Genomic DNA, 17,903 nt, shown 5'->3' on the forward strand with positions numbered 1-17,903 from the left:
ATGATTTTTTCTTCGACAGCCCACTTTACTCATCCGCCATGGCGTTTAAATTACATCAGAATGATCAAGCATTCAGAGCCATGATATCGACGCTGAAGCACCCTACCAGAAATAATATTATTCTTTTGGTAGATGAGTTTTTAAGCGTTCACACTCGCTAATCAATGACCGAAAAACCTCTTATGCGCGTCGAAACCAAAACCAATACTCCCGCTCCCGTTGTCACTCCTTTATCGGCCATCGGCACGGTACCGATGCGTTCAGAAAACCAGCTGGTTAACGCTGCTGCCACGCTCAATATCGAGACCAAACCGTTAACCGAACATTTAAGGTTAACGAACGCCGGCGCATCGCAACCAAGTTTTACCACGCTGACCAGCACTCAACAGATTGCTGATACGCTTATGAGGGAAATCAAATCACACTCACCTGCTGGCGATACGCTCCAGCGATTTGAACGCCTTCATGAAAAAATCATGGCGGGGCAGCCTTCCGGAAAGCTGGACAAGGCAACGTTGATCAACGCTTATAATTTCACTCGGCAAGCGGAGCATTTTTTTGATAAAGACGAGGCGCTGAAGGGGCGAAGGTCCCCGGAGAGTCACGTATTGGCCCGTGCTTTGAAATGGCAGTTTCGCGCGGCAATAGGCCTCGATCTAAAAAACCATCTTGATGCAAAACTCCAGGGTATGCAGCGCTATATAGAGGACGGTGGGTCACTCTTAAAGGCCAGTAAAGTGGGCCTGAAAGTTCCTCTAGACCCGCTGAAAACTGTTTCGACGGATGTATATTACGCCACCGATACAACGCTCACCTCAACGCCTGCGAAATACATCATCAAAACGACAACCGACGGTATTGGTGTCAACCTGAAGGCCTCTCTCTCAGAGTTGTTGAAAGTGGAAGGCCATCTTGAGTTGAAAAAATTCGAGAGCCAGAAATATGAAACGCTGAGCGATTACGTCAATGCCAACAGCACACTGATATCCAGTTGGCTCGATCAGAGCAAGTCTGCCACCCTGCTTAATATGCGCGATCTCCTTGAGATAGCAACGCATTTTGAGAGTGATTTGTTTATGGCCAATATGAGTCAGCCGTTCATTCGTGATAAATTGGTATCGCTTGATACACCCGACATTACCCTTAACGCCTTCCAGGCCTTGGCCGTCCCGCTCGAAACCGAAACTGGAACTATTATAAATAAAGGGGCGTCCCTGTCGTTGAATGCTTTCGAAGCGATAAAGGCAAGTGCCAGCGTGGACGTCGAAATCAAGTCATCAAAAAAGTATAAAGTACTGGACGCTATAGAAGTGGCGGATGCTCATCCTGCTGCCGCCAAGTCCATTCTTGCACTGGGGCCTCAAACAATGGATGCCAAGGCATTAATCAGTGCCCTAAAGCAGCATGTTCAGAGCAGCAGCGACGCTTATACGCGTCAGGTTTGCGCAAATACTGCGCCGCCGGTTATGCGAGAAACACTGGCAAAAATTAAAATGACCTCCAAGGGCTTGCAAGCACAATACGCCGCACTAAAGTTAAATAATCAGATTGATGGGGCGTCGGATAAGGAGATTCGAAAGCTATTGGCAGAGCATGCATTTATATTGCGCCCCCACGAGCTTAAAACCTATAAAGTTAAAGCTGATAAACACATCACAACCGCTGCGCCACAAAAACGGCTCGAACTCAATCACATCGCGAAAGCGGATGCAGGGGTAACCGCGAAGTTTATTAAAGTCAAGGATGATGATCCACATCTCAGCGGTGATTATTTGGAGTTGACGACTCATGGGCAACTAAAAACGATGGAGACGCTGGAGTCTGCGATCCAAACAGCACTGAGCGGTTTGGCGACGCCGCTGGTCACGTTTTCTCTTGCCTCTGTGACATCGACATTGGGGGGGATTATGTTCCGTCAAGCTCACGGCCTCTCCAATACCTGCTTGATGAAGTTAAACGATCACGGCCCCACCGTGCTGTTGAATCAGCAGTTTGTTACCAAGGAAAATCGTTTAGAGGCGTCTTTACCTGTCAGTGTCGCAGGTCAAATCAGTCTTGAGGACACCTTGTCTGAACAAACACTGCTCAGTGAGCAATTGGGTACTGAGTCGCTTGAGTTTATTTTGCCGACGGCACGCAAGCGATTGAGTCTGGATGACAGCACGTGGTGGGATAGCTACGTAAAAGACCATGAAAAGGATTTCGGCTCGCTGATTAAAAACATTGCCTCGTCGCCGGAAAACTCACTGCTGATGCGAGAGCTCAACACAATGCGGGGGCTTAATGACACCCTCCAAGGCTCCGTTAATCGCCTGACAAGCCAAGCTAAAAATTATGAGAAAGAGCCGAGCCCGGAAAACTTCAACCATGCTAACGAGGCATTGAAAGTACTGCTCAATGATTACGTTACGACGCACTACAGCAAGGAAGTTGCCAAAGCCTGGTCATTCTCTTGATCACGTGGCGTTCAAGCATGACGGTGACACGCTGGGCATCGGCAAAGCTGCCGCCACTTTGATTAACCCCTCACGCCTGCTAGCCCTCTCTTGGGAGAGGGTCAGGGAGAGGCCGCGTTTACCCCAGATTCTTGCCCAGTAACGCGTGATACAGCTCGGTATCACCGAGGATGCCCACCACTTTTTGATTGTCGTGCAGCACCAGTTTATTGCCGGTCTGGTAGCGAATTTGCAGTGCGTCGCGCATGCCAATGCTGCTGTCCACCAGCGTGGGGCGACGGCCCAGGCTTTCGACGGCCTGCCCGCTGTGCCAATGCTGCAAGTCCAGTTCGCCTGTGCCCTGACGCACGCCTTTGATGGTGTTGCCTTCCGCCAGGTCAATCCAGGAGTCATCGCCCGGGTCAATGCACACTGACCCGTTGATGCGTTTGCAACTGTCCAGCGGGCGCATCAGGCTGCGCCCGCACAGTACGTTGAGGGGGTTGGTGTGGGCGACGAAGGTGCGCACATAGTCGTCAGCCGGGTTGAGCACGATTTCTTCAGGCTTGCTGTACTGAATGATCTTGCCGTCTTTCATGATGGCAATGCGGCTGCCCAGTTTCAGTGCTTCGTCCAGGTCATGGCTGACAAACACGATGGTCTTGCTGAGTTTGCGTTGCAGTTCCAGCAGTTCGTCCTGCAGGCCCTGGCGGATCAACGGGTCGAGGGCGGAGAACGGTTCGTCCATCAACAAAATATCGGCGTCCATCGCCAGCGCACGGGCCAGGCCTACGCGCTGCTGCATGCCGCCGCTGAGCTCATCCGGTTTTTTATTGCGCCATTGAGTCAGGCCCACCAGTTCCAGCTTTTCGTCCACCAGCTTACGCCGCTCCTTTTCGGGGCGGCCCTGCATTTCGAGGCCAAAGCTGATGTTTTCGCGCACCGTCAGCCACGGCATCAGGGCAAACTTTTGGAACACCATGGCGATGCGCTGGGTGCGCATCATTTTCAGTTCGGCCGGGGTGCACGAGGCGATATCGATCTGCCGGCCTTCATGCTCCACAAAGAGCTGGCCGCGGCTAACGGTATTGAGGCCGTTGATACAGCGCAGCAGGCTGGATTTGCCCGAACCGGACAAGCCCATCAGCACGCAGATTTCGCCTTTGTCGATGTCCAGGCTGGCTTTTTCGACACCGACGATTTGCCCGGTTTTCTTCAGGATCTGATCCCGCGACAGGCCTTGGTCCAACAGGCCCAGCGCCTCGCGCGGGTCTCTGGCAAAAATCACATCCACGTTATCGAAGCGAATAATACTCATGCGTCGGCTCCTTTTTTTGCGTCCGGCTGCTTGCAGATCCGGTCGAGCATGATGGCCAGCAATACAATCGCCAGCCCGGCTTCAAAGCCCAGGGCAATGTCGGCCGTGTTAAGTGCGTTGACCACCGGTTTGCCCAAACCATCAGCCCCTACCAGCGCGGCGATCACCACCATCGACAACGACAGCATGATGCATTGGGTGATGCCCGCGGCGATGCTCGGCATGGCGTGGGGCAGTTCAATACGGGTGAGTAATTGGCGTCGTGAACAGCCGAATGCTTTGCCGGCATCGAGCAGCTCGTGCGGTACGTCGCGGATGCCCAGGTAGGTCAGGCGGATCGGCGCGGCAATGGCGAACACCACGGTTGAGATCAGCCCCGGCACCACGCCCAGCCCGAACAGGGTGAGGGTCGGGATCAGGTACACGAACGTCGGCACGGTTTGCATCAGGTCGAGCACGGGTCGCATGCAGGTGTAAACCGCCGGTTTGTGTGCGGCGAGAATGCCCATTGGCACGCCGATGATCACGCACACAATCGTGGCGAACAGCACCTGCGCCAGGGTTTCCATCGTCTCTTGCCAATACCCCAGGTTGAAGATCAGCAGAAAGGACAGGGCGACAAAGACCGTCAGCCCCCATTTACGTTGAATCATGTGTGCAAACAGGGCGATGAGCCCGATAAACACAAACGGGTTGAACCAGGTCAGGGTAAACGTCAGACCGTGAATCATCGCTTCAAGCGTACTGGCGATGGCGTCGAAGGTGGATGCGCCGTTTTTGGTCAGCCAGTCCACGAAGCCTGCGATGTACTCGCCCAGTGGCAATTTTTGATCGATCAGCATGGTAGTGAACGTCCGCATGCAGGAGGAGTGAAAGGGCACCGGGAGGCTGTGCCGCCCGATACCGGCGATTACTGCGCGAGGCTGGCCTTGACGGCGGCAAGCCCGGGCTTGCCGTCAAGGGTGGTTACGCCCGCCAGCCAGGTGTCGAGCACCTGAGGGTTCTGTTTGAGCCAGGCCCTGGCGGCCACCTCTGGCTTGATCTTGTCATCCAGCACCTTGCCCATCAGGGTGCTTTCCATGTCCAGGGTGAACACCAGGTTGCTCAGCAACGCGCCGACGTTCGGGCATTCCTGGCTGTAGCCTTTGCGGGTGTTGGTGTAGATGGTGGCCTGGCCGTAATTGGGGCCAAAGAAGTCATCGCCGCCGGTCAGGTATTTCAGTTTGAAGCGGGTGTTCATCGGGTGCGGTTCCCAGCCCAGGAACACCACATCGGTGCCTCGGCGTTGCGCGCGATCCACCTGCGACAACATGCCGGCTTCGCTGGACTCCACCATTTTGAAACCCGCGTCCTTAAGGCCGAAGGCGTTCTTGTCGATCATGGTTTGAATCATGCGGTTGCCGTCATTGCCCGGCTCAATGCCATAAATCCGGGCACCCAGTTCCTTCTTGAACTTGGGCAGGTCGGCGAAGTCTTTCAGGCCCTTGTTGTACAGCGCTTCGGGCACGGCGAGGGTGTACTTGGCGTTCTCCAGGTTGGCGCGCACGGTTTCGACGGTGCCGGCATCGCGGTACTGCTTGATGTCGTTTTCCATGGTCGGCATCCAATTGCCGAGGAAGATGTCCATGTTCTTGCCGTCGGCCAGGGATTTGTAGGTGACGGGTACCGAAATCATGGTGGTTTTGGGGGTGTAGCCGAGTGCCTTGAGCACCTCGCTGGTCACTGCCGTCGTGACGGTGATGTCGGTCCAGCCGACATCGGAGAAGTGAACGGTGCTGCACTGCGCGGGTTCGGCGGCCTGGACAATCACGGGCAGACTCAATAGCGCAGCCAACAACAACGATGGGGACTGTTTCATGGAGCGACTCCTGTGTTCTGGGTAGCGGTTCTCGAATCGAAAACCACACGTATCAGTTGCGGTTGGGGCGATGCCCGGCTGGCGGTTTGCCAACACTTCTTGCAATCGAGTCGAGACGGATCATGTAACAGTGAAATTCAAACGCCTACTGGGGGCGTCGTATCCAGTACAGGGGAAGTCGTATCTGGTACTCGGGAGGTCGTATATGGATTTTCTTACACGCAAAATCGCTTTTTCAGCCCGTCTGATCCGTATAAAACGGCAAGGGCGCTGGCAGGTAATGGCGCGTCGTTGCTGGACGTTTTAGCCCGCCCGAAACAGCCCATGCTGCGCGTACCCACTTAAAAGGTTCGTGTTCATGGCTATCAGCGTGTTTGATCTTTTCAAGATTGGTATCGGCCCTTCCAGCTCGCACACCGTGGGCCCGATGCGGGCGGCAGCGCTGTTTGTGCAGGGCTTGCGTGAGCGCGACCAACTGCGGCAGGTTCAGCGCATTGAAGTGCAGTTGTATGGATCGCTGTCGGCCACCGGCATCGGGCATGGCAGCGACAATGCCGTGATCATGGGCCTGATGGGTGAATGGCCGGATGCTATCGACCCATCGCAAATCGCCCCGCGCATTTCAGACGTGCACGAACACCAGACGTTGCAGCTCGACGGCAACTGGGCGATTCCCTTCGTGTGGTCGCGCGACATGCGCCTGATCGACGAAAACCTGCCGTTTCACCCCAACGCCATGACGCTGGTGGCGGAATCCGCACAAGGCGAGTTGCATCGCGACACGTACTACTCGGTGGGCGGCGGGTTTGTGGTGGACGCCGCGCAAGCGGCCAGCGGTGTGCTGGACACGGACCTCACCGCGTTACCGTATGACTTCAGTAGCGCTGCGCAATTGTTGGAGTTGTGCCGCACGCACCACCTGAGCGTGGCCGACTTGATGATGGCCAATGAGCGCACGTGGCGCAGTGAAGATGACATTCGCACGGGCTTGATGACGCTCTGGCGCGCCATGCAAGATTGCGTGGAACAAGGGCTTCAGCACGAAGGCATCCTGCCTGGCGGCCTGCACGTACGGCGACGCGCGGCGCGCCTGCACCGCAGTTTGCTGGAGTTGGGCAAACCCAACGTGATCGGCTCAACACTGAGCGCAATGGAATGGGTCAACCTGTTTGCCTTGGCGGTCAACGAAGAAAACGCCGCGGGCGGGCGCATGGTCACGGCTCCGACCAACGGCGCGGCGGGCATCATCCCGGCGGTGCTGCATTACTTTGTGAAATTCAGCGATGAGGTCAATGAAGCCCATGTGGTCGACTACTTGCTGAGCGCAGCGGCCATTGGCATTTTGTGCAAAAAGAACGCCTCCATTTCGGGCGCTGAAGTGGGGTGCCAGGGGGAGGTCGGCTCGGCGTGTGCCATGGCGGCAGCGGGACTGGCGCAAATCCTTGGTGCCACGCCCGAGCAGTTGTGCAACGCGGCTGAAATTGGCCTGGAACACAACTTGGGCCTGACCTGCGACCCGGTGGGTGGGCTGGTGCAAGTGCCGTGTATCGAACGCAACGCCATTGCTGCGGTGAAAGCCATCAACGCTGCGCAGATGGCCCTGCGCGGTGACGGTCAGCACTTTATCTCGCTGGACCGGGTGATTCGCACCATGCGCGACACCGGGGCCGACATGCACGACAAATACAAAGAGACCTCGCGCGGCGGCCTGGCGGTCAGTGCGGTGGAGTGTTGAGGGCTCTTTTGCTCAAAGCAGGGCAACCCAGCCGTTGGAGCGTGCCAATGCGCGCCGGTTGTGTGCGTGAGTGGGGCGCGGCCCTCACGCCAAGCGATCAAGGGCCGTTCCGGTTTTTTGTTTAGAAAGGGTGTTCGGCTGTGCGGTGCTTAATGCGAGTGGCGGGGCACGGCGGCACCACGGCACCCCACCAGGAAGTCGAAGTCACAGCCTTCATCGGCCTGTAGCACGTGGTCGACATAGAGCCGCGCGTAGCCGCTATTGAAGATGCCTGCACTGGTGTCCGGTTGCAGGTTCTGCAGGCGTGTTTGCAACTCGGCGTCGCTTATCTCCAGGTGCAGGCTTCCTGCGGCACAGTCGAGGGTGATGAAATCACCGTTTTTGACGGCTGCCAGTGGCCCGCCTGCGGCCGCTTCGGGTGCGACGTGCAGCACCACGGTACCGTAGGCGGTGCCGCTCATTCTCGCATCGGAGATACGCACCATGTCGGTGATGCCTTTGGCCAACACTTTCGGTGGCAGGCCCATGTTGCCCACCTCGGCCATGCCTGGATAACCCTTGGGGCCGGCATTTTTCAGCACCAGCACACAGGTTTCGTCCACGTCCAGTGCCGGGTCAACGATGCGCAATTTGTAGTCGTCGAAATTCTCGAACACCACTGCGCGTCCTCGGTGCTGCATTAAAGCAGGCGTCGCCGCCGAAGGTTTGAGTACGGCCCCACGGGGCGCGAGGTTGCCGCGCAGAATGCAAAGCCCGCCGTTTTCCACCAACGGCGTGCTCAACGGGCGAATGACCTCATCGTTGTACTGCGGTGCCGCCTGGCAATTGGCCCAAAGACTCTGGCCATTGACGGTCAGCGCATCCGGGTTGGGTAGGCGCCCGGCTTCACCGAGGCGGCGGATGACGGCCGGCAGACCGCCGGCGTAATAAAAGTCTTCCATCAGAAAACGCCCGGAAGGTTGCAGATCGACCAGCGTGGGAACATTGCGGCCAATGCGGTCCCAGTCCTCCAGGTTCAGGTCAACACCGATGCGCCCTGCGATCGCTTTAAGGTGGATGACCGCATTGGTCGAGCCGCCGATTGCCGCATTGATGCAGATGGCATTTTCGAAAGCGGCTTTGGTCAGGACTTTCGACAAGCGCAGATCTTCGCGAACCATATCGACGATGCGCATACCCGAAAGATGCGCCAGCACATAGCGGCGCGAATCGACCGCCGGGATTGCCGCGTTATGCGGCAAGGAGGTTCCCAGCGATTCGGCCATGCACGCCATGGTGGATGCTGTGCCCATGGTGTTGCAGGTGCCTGCCGAGCGGGACATGCCGGCTTCTGCAGAAAGAAATTCATCCAGGTTGATCTGCCCGGCTTTATAGGCTTCGTGCATCTGCCACACGACGGTGCCCGAGCCGATGTCTTTGCCTTTGTGCTTGCCGTTGAGCATCGGTCCGCCCGTCACCACCAACGCCGGTACGTCACAACTGGCGGCTCCCATCAGCAGGGCCGGGGTGGTTTTGTCGCAGCCTGTCAGAAGCACGACGGCATCAATCGGGTTGCCGCGAATGGCTTCTTCGACGTCCATGCTGGCCAGGTTGCGCGTGAGCATCGCCGTGGGGCGCAGGTTGGATTCGCCGGTGGAAAACACCGGAAACTCGACCGGGAAGCCACCGGCTTCAAGGACACCTTTTTTAACGTGCTCGGCTATTTTGCGAAAATGCGCGTTACAGGGCGTCAGCTCCGACCAGGTGTTGCAGATACCAATGATTGGCTTGCCTTGGAACTCATGGTCGGGGATGCCCTGGCTCTTCATCCAACTGCGGTACATGAAGCCGTTTTTGTCGGCGGTGCCGAACCATTGCGCGGATCGCAGGGGGGTCTTTGGCGGATTCATCACGGGCCCTCTTAATTTATTGTTAGGCGTGGTCAAGGTGGTTGAGGTGTTCGAGCTGTAACCACAACCCGCTGTGGTCGACTTCACCCTCGCGCTCGATGAGGTCGGCAAACAGCGCGCGGACGTTTTGGGTCAACGGCGCGATAAATTGCGAATCAGCGGCAGCTTCCAGGGCGTTATCCAGGTCTTTGAGTTGCATGGTGGCCCGCCCCCGGGTGGTGAAATCGCGGTCGATCATGCGTTGGCCATGCAGGTCGAGCACGCGGCTCTGCGCAAAGCCGCCCTGAATGGCCTCGCGCACCAGCGCAGGGTCGGCGCCCCCGCGCTGGGCCAATTGCAGGGCTTCGCATACGGCACCGATGGTGATCCCGACAATGATTTGGTTGGCCAGTTTGGCCAACTGGCCCGCGCCTGCCGGGCCCACTCGTGTAGCACGGCCCATGGCCGCCAACACGGGCTGGACCTGCTCAAATGCGCCCACGTCCCCGCCCACCATGATGGCCAGCGTGCCTTGCTCGGCGGCGATGACCCCGCCCGACACCGGTGCGTCAAGGTGCTCAAAACCCAACGCATGCAAGCGCTGAGCGTGGTCGCGGGCTTGTTGCGGTTTGATCGAACTCATATCGATCAGAACCGCCCCCGGCGCTAAAACGTCGGTGACGCCGTTGTCGAACAGTACCTGGCTAACCACGGCACCGTTTTCCAGCATTGTGATGACCACTTGCGCGCCGGTGGCGGCTTCACCCGGTGTTGCGCACCAGTGGGCACCCTCCTTGACCAGGGCTTGCGCCTTGGCCGGGCTGCGGTTCCATACCGTGACGGCGAAGCCTGCCTGCAACAATCGGCGGACCTGCGGTGCGCCCATTAACCCCGTACCCAGAAAAGCAATGTTCATGGTCTCTACCTCCGAGAGTTCAAGCTGGAAATGTTCAGGCACCCTGGGGCGGGTATTGAGCGATGAATTGCTCTATCACGTCAGCGAAGTCATGGTCGGCGGTAAAGCCCAAGTGCTTGGCATAGGTGGCATTGAATGCGCCAGGCCAGGTTTGCACCAGCTTCTCGATGGCCGGGTCGCGCGCCAGTTGAATGCGCTGTGCCACGGCATCACCGGCAATACGCCGCAGGGCATCGATCATGTGTTCAACCGTAATCGACAGGCCCGGCAGGTTGATCACCCGCCCGGCGGTCAACTGAGTGCCCGGCAATTCATGGGCATGAATCAGGTTGCTGATGGCTTGTGCGAGTGACATCAGCCACAACGAGGTCTCCAGCGGAACCGGGCAAACACTGGGCAGGCCGTTCAGAGGTTCGCGGATGATCCCGCTGGCGAAGCTCGACGCCGCCTTGTTGGGTTTGCCGGGCCGTACCACGATGGTCGGCATTCGCAGGCTGCGGCCATCGATGTAACCCCGGCGGCTGTAATCCGCCAAAAGCAGGTCAGCCATTGCCTTCTGAGTGCCGTAGGAACTCTGAGGGGCCCACACGTGCTGGTCTTCAACCACGCTGGGCAAGTCACCACCGAACACGGCCACGGAACTGGTCATGACCCATTTAGGGCAAGTGCCCAAGCCCCGGAACATTTCAAGCAACTCGTACGCGGCAGCGAAGTTGACGCGCATGCCCAGTTCGAACTCTTGTTCGGCCTGGCTCGAAACGACAGCGGCCAGGTGGAACACGCTGTCGATCGTCGCGGTGCGCAGCGCTTGCTGCACCGAGGCCTCACTCAGGTCACCGCACAGCGCATGGACGCGCGGGTCGCCCAGGTCCGGCAACGCGACAACGTCCAGGGCAATGATGCGGTCGATGTTGCGCTGCACGCCATCTCGATCTGTGAGCGAGCCGCGCTCCAGCAGCGCATCGATCAGGCGGCGGCCAAGAAACCCCGCCGCGCCAGTCACCAAAATATTCATGGAATGCTCCTAACCTTTCAGCGGTTAACAAGTTTTGCAGGGATGAGAAATACCAGTGCAGCCCCTACGAACAGCGCGCTGGCCATGATGAACATGCCCATGCTGGTGCTCTGCGTGAGTTCTTTGAGCAGGCCCATCAGGTAGGGCGAAACGAAGCCGGCGAGGTTGCCGAAGGAGTTGATCAGTGCGATGCCCGCAGCGGCGGCAGTCCCGCTTAGAAAGGCGGTGGGCAGGGGCCAGAACAGGGGCAGCGTGCTCAACGCGCCCATGGCTCCGATGGTCAGCCCGATCATCGACATGACCAGGCTGTCGCTCCAGATGGCCGAGATAATCATGCCGACCCCGCCGACGATGCAGGTGAGCGCCAAGTGCCAGCGGCGCTCGCGCAGGCGGTCGGCATTGCGTGCAACCAGCAACATGGTGATCACGGCTGCGCCGTAGGGGATGGCCGTGAGCAGGCCGATGTCCATCATGTCGGTGACCCCGGCCTGAGCAACAAGCGTGGGTAACCAGAAGGCCACGGTGTAGTAGCCAGCGATCAGGCAGAAGTAGATCGCTGTGAGCAGCCACACACGCGGATGGAAGAACACGTCTCGCAAGCTGCGGTGTTCGTGGCCTTGGTTTTCGGCCTCGATGCGGGCTTGCAGAAGCTGTTTTTGTTCAGCGCTCAGCCAGTTGGCTTCGCTGATGCGGTTGCTCAGGCAAAAGAGCACCAGCACACCCAAGGCCACCGATGGCAAACCTTCGATAACAAAGAGCCACTGCCAGCCCGAGTAACCCTGGCTGCCGTGGAGGGCACTCATCAGATAGCCGGAGAGCGGGGCACCGATCAGACCCGAGATGGGGGCCGCACTGGCAAACAGCGCAAACATCTTGCCGCGCCGATGGCTGGGGAACCAATACGAGAGGTAAAGGATGACGCCCGGATAAAACCCGGCTTCGGCCAAACCCAGCAAAAAGCGCAGCACGTAAAACGACATGGGCGTTGTGACGAATGCCATGCACGCCGACAAAATACCCCAGGTAATCATGATGCGAGCGATCCACACCCGTGCGCCGACGCGATGCAGGATCAGGTTGCTGGGTATCTCTACAAGAAAGTAGGCGATGAAAAAAATACCCGCCCCAAGCCCATAGACCGCATCGGAAAACTGCAGGTCATCGACCATTTGCAGTTTGGCGTAGCCCACGTTGACGCGGTCAAGGTAGGCCATCAGGTAGCACGCCAAGAGCAGAGGCATGATGCGCCAGGCCACTTTGCGGTATGTCGCATCTTCTGACACGCCCGCAGGCACGCCTATGGCTCCCAGAGCCAGTGATTCACTCATCGTTCCCATCCTTTTTGTTTTTGTGGGCAGGTAATCGTGGTGCCTGAACGCGACACCAAGGACGCTGTGGAGTGCGAGCTTACATAATACGTCATACGTATTCAATATTATGTTTTGGGGAGGACGCTTCCTCAGAAATGCAGTAGTCTTTTGGGATTTACTGTCTGGAATTGTTATGAGCGGTACTGATTTCCCTACTAGCACCCGCCATGTGGCAGTGAAAGATCCTTTAAAGGGCACCTTGTCTGATCAAGTGACAGCCGCCTTGAAGGAATTGATCGCGAAGGGGGAGGCCCTACCCGGGTCGCGTTTGCCGACCGAGCCGGTGTTGTGCGAACGCTATGGCGTGAGCCGTACTGTCATTCGTGAAGCCATCTCCCGACTGAAGTCAGCGGGGCTGGTTGAGGTGCGTCAGGGGAGCGGCACGGTGGTAGCGGAGGGCGCGAACATCAAGGCCTTCACGTTAGATCTGGATGCCTATGGCTCCATCGAAGCGGTTGTGCGGGTGATCGAAATCCGCCGTGGCATCGAAGGCGAAGCGGCCGCACTGGCGGCGCAGCGTCGTAGCCCTGAACAACTGATGGCCATCAAGCAGGCGCTGGAGGCCATAAAAACAGCCGAAGCCGAAGGGCGGGACGGGGTTGAAGAAGACTTGGGTTTTCACCTGTCGATTTTCAAGGCCACCGGCAATCCGCTCTACCCGTCCATGCATGAATTTCTCGCCCAGTTCGTCAAGGAAGCCATTCGGCTGACCCGCTCAAACCAGAAGCGCCGAGGGGGCATGGTCAGAACGGTGCTAGACGAACATATCGCCATTTACGACGCTATTTCGGCGGGTGATCCCGATGCCGCGCGCCATGCATCCTTAACCCATATCAACAGTGCCGTGGGCCGGCTCAAGTCGGCAGACCCTGCATTCTGGCAGGGCGGGCAAGCCAAACAGAGTTGAGCCACGCCCAACCTGTTGCGTGTCAGCCACTCACCGGCAAAGCCACGCCCAGGCGTTCCCCACCGCCGCGGATTAAACACCGTCACCCCTGCAGAGGCTGACGGTCAACGTGCGTTTAATCGCGATGTTTAAACGCTCGCCCCCTCACGCGATTGCGAGCCGGTACGCCTGTGCACTGCCCCGCATCGCCCGGCGCTTTTTCGGGGCGCAGCGACCCGTTTTGGCGCACCTGTACTTTCGGTGACAGTGTGTCACCGCAGGCCTGCTACGGTGTGCCCGCAACTGCTACCGATGTGCTCACATCCCCCGTACTGAAGACGCCGGGCGCGGGCGTGGGATGTCGAGCGATCACCCGGCCAGAGGCATTACGACGTCGTTTTCAGGAGTTATTGAATAGCCATTCAAGTTTAGGCATGGCATTTGCCTTGTCATTACAAAGCCCCCGTTAAACGGAGGGTATAACAAGAGCCTGTGCCTGAGGCCATCACCTGCTTTACGTGAGGAGATACTGCGATGACGTCGTTCAACTCCGGGGCCCAACCCCAGAACCGTGCGCCTCAATCCATCGGTTTTCTGCTGCTGGATAATTTCACGCTCATTTCCTTGGCTTCTGCGATAGAACCTTTGCGCATGGCCAATCAATTGTCCGGGCGGGAGTTGTATCGCTGGAGCACCCTCAGCGCAGATGGCAGTCAGGTATGGGCCAGCGACGGCCTGCAAGTCACTCCCGACGCAAGCATGCACAAGGCACCGGCGCTGGACATGGTGATTGTGTGCGGCGGTATCGGCATTCAGCGCACGGTCACTCGCGAGCACGTGTCATGGCTGCAAAGTCAGGCGCGGCTGTCGCGTCGTCTGGGTGCGGTGTGTACCGGAAGCTGGGCGCTGGCCTACGCCGGCTTGCTCGACGGTTTTGATTGCAGCGTGCACTGGGAATGCCTGGCCTCGATGCAAGAAGCCTTCCCTCGCGTGTCCATGAGCACGCGCTTGTTTACCCTCGACCGCAGCCGCTCCACCAGCTCGGGCGGCACCGCGCCACTGGACATGATGCTGCACTTGATCAGCCGTGATCATGGCCGGGAACTGTCAGCGGCGATCTCCGAAATGTTCGTGTATGAGCGCATTCGCAACGAGCAGGATCACCAACGCGTCCCGCTCAAGCACATGCTCGGCACCAATCAGCCCAAGTTGCAGGAAATTGTCGCGCTGATGGAAGCCAACCTTGAAGAGCCCATCGACCTCGATGAACTGGCGGTTTACGTCTGCGTGTCGCGACGTCAGTTGGAGCGGTTGTTCCAGAAATACTTGCACTGCTCGCCGTCGCGCTACTACCTCAAGCTGCGGCTGGTGCGGGCGCGTCAACTGCTTAAACAAACGCCCATGTCGATCATTGAGGTGGCCGCGGTGTGCGGGTTTGTCTCCACGCCTCACTTCTCCAAGTGCTACCGCGAATACTTCGGCATACCGCCCCGGGACGAGCGCGTCAGTTCCAACACCACCCAGCAGACCACGCTGGTGCCGATCCCGCAGTCCCTGCTGCTGACGCCGCTGGCGGGCCCCATGTCGGCCCTCAACCAGGCCCGCAACGAGTCGACCTTTGCCAGTGTGAGGCTGTAGGTAAAGATTGTTGGGAGCGCTTGCGCGGTCTTTGGTTCTAGACGTCTGAAGATCGCAGTCACCTCCCGTTCTTGTGGTGCCATTGATGGTGGATCAATCACGCTTCGCGCGGATTGAATTTTTTGACGATATTGGCCGATCGCACATTAGCTGCAGTGGTTCTGATCGTAGTAATACGTGTAGGCGAAGCTTTGATTTCTTCAGTGACTGCAAGCAAGGTCGTCACCGTGCCAGTTTTTTTAGTGAGATAGGATCTGAAGTCGTAAAAACCATCGGCAAGTTGCTGCTGGTAAGAGCTATTCAACTCCGAAAGTTGGGAATAAGGATGAGCGATAACATCGTGGATAATGAGCGTGCCTTGATCCTGATGCCGCTCAGTAATAGCAAGGGCATGTACTCTCTTTGTGCTATCAACCAGTTTGAATAGGCCCAGAGAGATTTTTTCATTGTGTACGTCTTGTGCCTGGCGCAGTATTTCTTTGGCGTGGCCCGATATAATAGTGCCCATTCTGAGGTTCTTTATTTGCTCACTGTTGAAAGCTTCATGTTTTCGATTGGGTGCCATCGCAGTTTCGGCTTTGATGAAAGTTAACAGGTCGTTGTATTTCTCTTCGAAATCGTCAAGCAGAGCGCTGACTTCGGAGACATTCACGCGCTCTATGTTGAATCCCGTTGCAGGTTCATACTTTCCATTGTTGCGACGTATCGAAGGTTGAAAGGTGATCTTCTCGGTAAGCCATGATGTAAAGTAATTGAAGGCAGGATTGGTCAGTATCGATAAGGGGGCTAACCATGCCAGCCAGTACTGTGAATCCGTGAGTGTCACTTCAGATTGCCTACCGTCAGGGTCGTGCCGATTGATAGGGTTGTTTCTGACAAACTGGTATCGGTTAGGCCCTTCTATATCTTGCGCAGGGTCAGGGTTAATCCATCGTTGTAACCACGGTGCATAATAACGCAGGCCATAATAATAAAGCCCGGTCGCGTCGCGCTCTTTCCTGGCATAACGAATTGTTTTGCAGTTGGCTTGACTCTGATTTTTTGCTGCCCACCATGCCGTACCGCCAAAGGCGTAATAACCTTCCTGAAATAACACGCCAGCCGTATCGTCCAGCTCCAGCATGCTGGCGCTAAAGTGATTACTGAAACCATAGCGAATTGCGTTTTCAGGACATTCGTCCGGCACGCCTACAGGCCCGTGTGTGACACGTATGTTAATGTTATTTCCCGTGTTCACTTCTATGACGTGTAATTCCTCCAGCCCGTTCCTGTAATGGATTTCCAACCCTGGAAAGTAGCGAACTTCATGGGTGTTAACGCCAGATCCAGTCCAGCGTGTACGCACTTTTCGCAGGCGGCGGCCCGAGGCGTCATAGCGATAACGCTCTTCATCATATTGCCCGCCTTCCCTGAACACTTGAACCACCGCACTCAGTTGGTTTCGGGTATTCCATTGTAAGGGTTGGCCACCTGGGGTCAGCAGCAGGAGATTGCCGTTGGCGTCAAAGCTGGCGTTAAAGTCCGGTTCACTGTTGTCGGTTTTCAACAGGCTGCGGTTACTCGAAGGCGAGGTAGACATCCTGCGTGCAAAACCGTTATTGCCGGTGTGAGTGAGCGTCTGCAAGTTTCCGGCTGCGTCATAGGCAAAGGTTTGCCGGTAAGCCGCCATGCGTGTGGGGTCTGGCGCGGGGATGTGCAGTTCGGGTAATCCCGGTCCTTGATTTGAGGGGATGGATTCACGCCCCGTGGCTTCTACTAACTGGTACAGCGTGTCGTACTGATAGGTGTTGAGCGGCGCTGTACGCTGGTTTTTGAAGTGACGCACCGGCTGCGCGGCATCTTCCACGAGGAGCAAGTTACCGACTGGGTCGTAACCGTACTGCTCGTCTTGAAAGCATCGTGTTGCAGAGCGCGTGGTGAATTGCAGCAAACGTCCGTTTGACGCCTCATACCGGCGTAGTGTTTTGACGCCATTACCAGCGATTTCCAGTTCAACTTGGTTGCTGGCGTTGTAGATGATCTGGTGAAGTAGTGTCTTGTTTGGCCGTTCGTTGCGTTTCAACTGAACCTGGCGCAGCTGACCCGCACTGTTGTAGGCCATTAATATTTCATTGGTGCGTGCATCGCGCTGACTCAACACCTCACCTGTGGCGTTGAATTGCCAGTGGGTGGTCGCCGCTTCAACGCCCAGCCACTGCTCGCGTTCGGTGATCGCTTGAGGCCAATCAGGTACCCGCAGGTCCATGAGCAAGCGCCGAGACTCGCTCAACACCGAACCCCAAAGGTCGTAATCATTAATTAAAAGGCAGCCCGCCGGGTCATCGTGGCGAATCAGCTGAGCGCACTGGTTGTGCATCGCGTGCTCAGTGCTTGTATGGGCATAAGTCAGGCGCTCAATGACCTTGGGTGGGTCACTCGCGGCGTGCTCAGAAATGGCGATAGGGCGCAGTGAGGTGTCATATTCGATTTGCCGACAATTGAGCATGTCCCATTGATTGAGAGGTTCACCTGCCAGCCCGAGTAGGCTCAAGCGCCAACCGGCGTCGACGTTCTCGGTCAGTAAGGATTGATCTGTGAGCGAAAAGGTTGTCACTGAATTGGCGGTGCTGGAGAGGGCAGGCAAGCGTGCATCGCTCAGGGTCACACCTCGTCCTGCGGCATCGAAGGACTGCCGGGTAATGCGCGGTTGTGCAGGCAATCCGGCAACGGTCCGGCAATAGGCTACGCGGCGGATCGGTAAACCTCGCGGGTCGATAACTGTAAGGGCCGGCGTGGCGTTATGCAGGAAATGGTTGTCCAACATAATCATTCAATGAGCCTTGATTCAGTGAATGCTCACGCTGAACTTTTTAACAGTGGATGGC

12 protein-coding genes are annotated in these 17,903 nt (G+C 57.1%); 4 read left to right on the forward strand and 8 right to left on the reverse strand.

All coding sequences use genetic code 11. The features are described 5' to 3' along the window. Positions 1-182: 182 nt before the first annotated feature. Positions 183-2,456, forward strand: a complete 2,274-nt coding sequence (locus tag Q1W15_RS05435; RefSeq protein WP_300724820.1) for a hypothetical protein — start codon at positions 183-185, stop codon at positions 2,454-2,456. A 118-nt stretch (positions 2,457-2,574) separates the two neighbouring features. Here the strand turns inward: Q1W15_RS05435 and choV are convergent, their stop codons facing one another. The 3 genes from choV to Q1W15_RS05450 all read right to left on the reverse strand — a co-directional run bounded on the left by choV (position 2,575) and on the right by Q1W15_RS05450 (position 5,611). Then, positions 2,575-3,753 (reverse strand): choline ABC transporter ATP-binding protein, encoded by a 1,179-nt coding sequence (gene choV, locus Q1W15_RS05440; RefSeq protein ID WP_300724821.1) that lies wholly within the window; start codon positions 3,751-3,753, stop codon positions 2,575-2,577. After that, the gene (gene choW / locus Q1W15_RS05445; RefSeq protein ID WP_300724823.1) at positions 3,750-4,595 is read right to left on the reverse strand and encodes a choline ABC transporter permease subunit; all 846 of its coding nucleotides are present in this window, start codon (positions 4,593-4,595) and stop codon (positions 3,750-3,752) included. Before choW ends, choV begins: the two co-directional genes overlap by 4 nt. A gap of 68 nt (positions 4,596-4,663) precedes the next feature. Further along, the gene (locus Q1W15_RS05450; RefSeq protein ID WP_300724825.1) at positions 4,664-5,611 is read right to left on the reverse strand and encodes a choline ABC transporter substrate-binding protein; all 948 of its coding nucleotides are present in this window, start codon (positions 5,609-5,611) and stop codon (positions 4,664-4,666) included. Positions 5,612-5,969: 358 nt separating this feature from the next. Here Q1W15_RS05450 and Q1W15_RS05455 point away from each other — a divergent pair, with 358 nt between their 5' ends. Next, positions 5,970-7,346 carry an L-serine ammonia-lyase gene (locus Q1W15_RS05455; protein ID WP_300724827.1) on the forward strand — a complete coding sequence of 459 codons (1,377 nt, stop codon included), beginning with the start codon at positions 5,970-5,972 and terminating at the stop codon, positions 7,344-7,346. 149 nt (positions 7,347-7,495) lie between these two features. Here the strand turns inward: Q1W15_RS05455 and Q1W15_RS05460 are convergent, their stop codons facing one another. Genes Q1W15_RS05460 through Q1W15_RS05475 form a run of 4 tightly spaced genes read right to left on the reverse strand, consistent with a single transcriptional unit; the run spans position 7,496 to position 12,473 of the window. After that, positions 7,496-9,235: an IlvD/Edd family dehydratase gene (locus Q1W15_RS05460; protein ID WP_300724829.1), complete on the reverse strand. Its 1,740-nt coding sequence runs from the start codon at positions 9,233-9,235 to the stop codon at positions 7,496-7,498. Between the two features lie 22 nt (positions 9,236-9,257). Next, complete coding sequence (locus Q1W15_RS05465) at positions 9,258-10,130, reverse strand: NAD(P)-dependent oxidoreductase (RefSeq protein ID WP_300724831.1); 873 nt, start codon at positions 10,128-10,130, stop codon at positions 9,258-9,260. Positions 10,131-10,164: 34 nt separating this feature from the next. After that, positions 10,165-11,145 (reverse strand): D-erythronate dehydrogenase, encoded by a 981-nt coding sequence (gene denD, locus Q1W15_RS05470; RefSeq protein ID WP_300724833.1) that lies wholly within the window; start codon positions 11,143-11,145, stop codon positions 10,165-10,167. 17 nt (positions 11,146-11,162) lie between these two features. Beyond that, positions 11,163-12,473, reverse strand: coding sequence for an MFS transporter (locus Q1W15_RS05475; protein WP_300724835.1), 1,311 nt, complete (start codon positions 12,471-12,473; stop codon positions 11,163-11,165). A 175-nt stretch (positions 12,474-12,648) separates the two neighbouring features. On the opposite strand from Q1W15_RS05475, the gene Q1W15_RS05480 reads away from it, so the two are divergent. Further along, the gene (locus Q1W15_RS05480; RefSeq protein WP_300724837.1) at positions 12,649-13,422 is read left to right on the forward strand and encodes a FadR/GntR family transcriptional regulator; all 774 of its coding nucleotides are present in this window, start codon (positions 12,649-12,651) and stop codon (positions 13,420-13,422) included. A gap of 513 nt (positions 13,423-13,935) precedes the next feature. After that, entirely contained in the window at positions 13,936-15,039 is a 1,104-nt protein-coding gene (locus Q1W15_RS05485) for a GlxA family transcriptional regulator (RefSeq protein ID WP_300724839.1), read from the forward strand. Between the two features lie 97 nt (positions 15,040-15,136). Here the strand turns inward: Q1W15_RS05485 and Q1W15_RS05490 are convergent, their stop codons facing one another. Continuing rightward, the gene (locus tag Q1W15_RS05490) at positions 15,137-17,848 is read right to left on the reverse strand and encodes an RHS repeat-associated core domain-containing protein (protein ID WP_300724841.1); all 2,712 of its coding nucleotides are present in this window, start codon (positions 17,846-17,848) and stop codon (positions 15,137-15,139) included. Positions 17,849-17,903 lie beyond the last annotated feature (55 nt).

Source organism: Pseudomonas sp., assembly GCF_030150285.1.
Taxonomy (GTDB): Bacteria; Pseudomonadota; Gammaproteobacteria; order Pseudomonadales; family Pseudomonadaceae; genus Aquipseudomonas.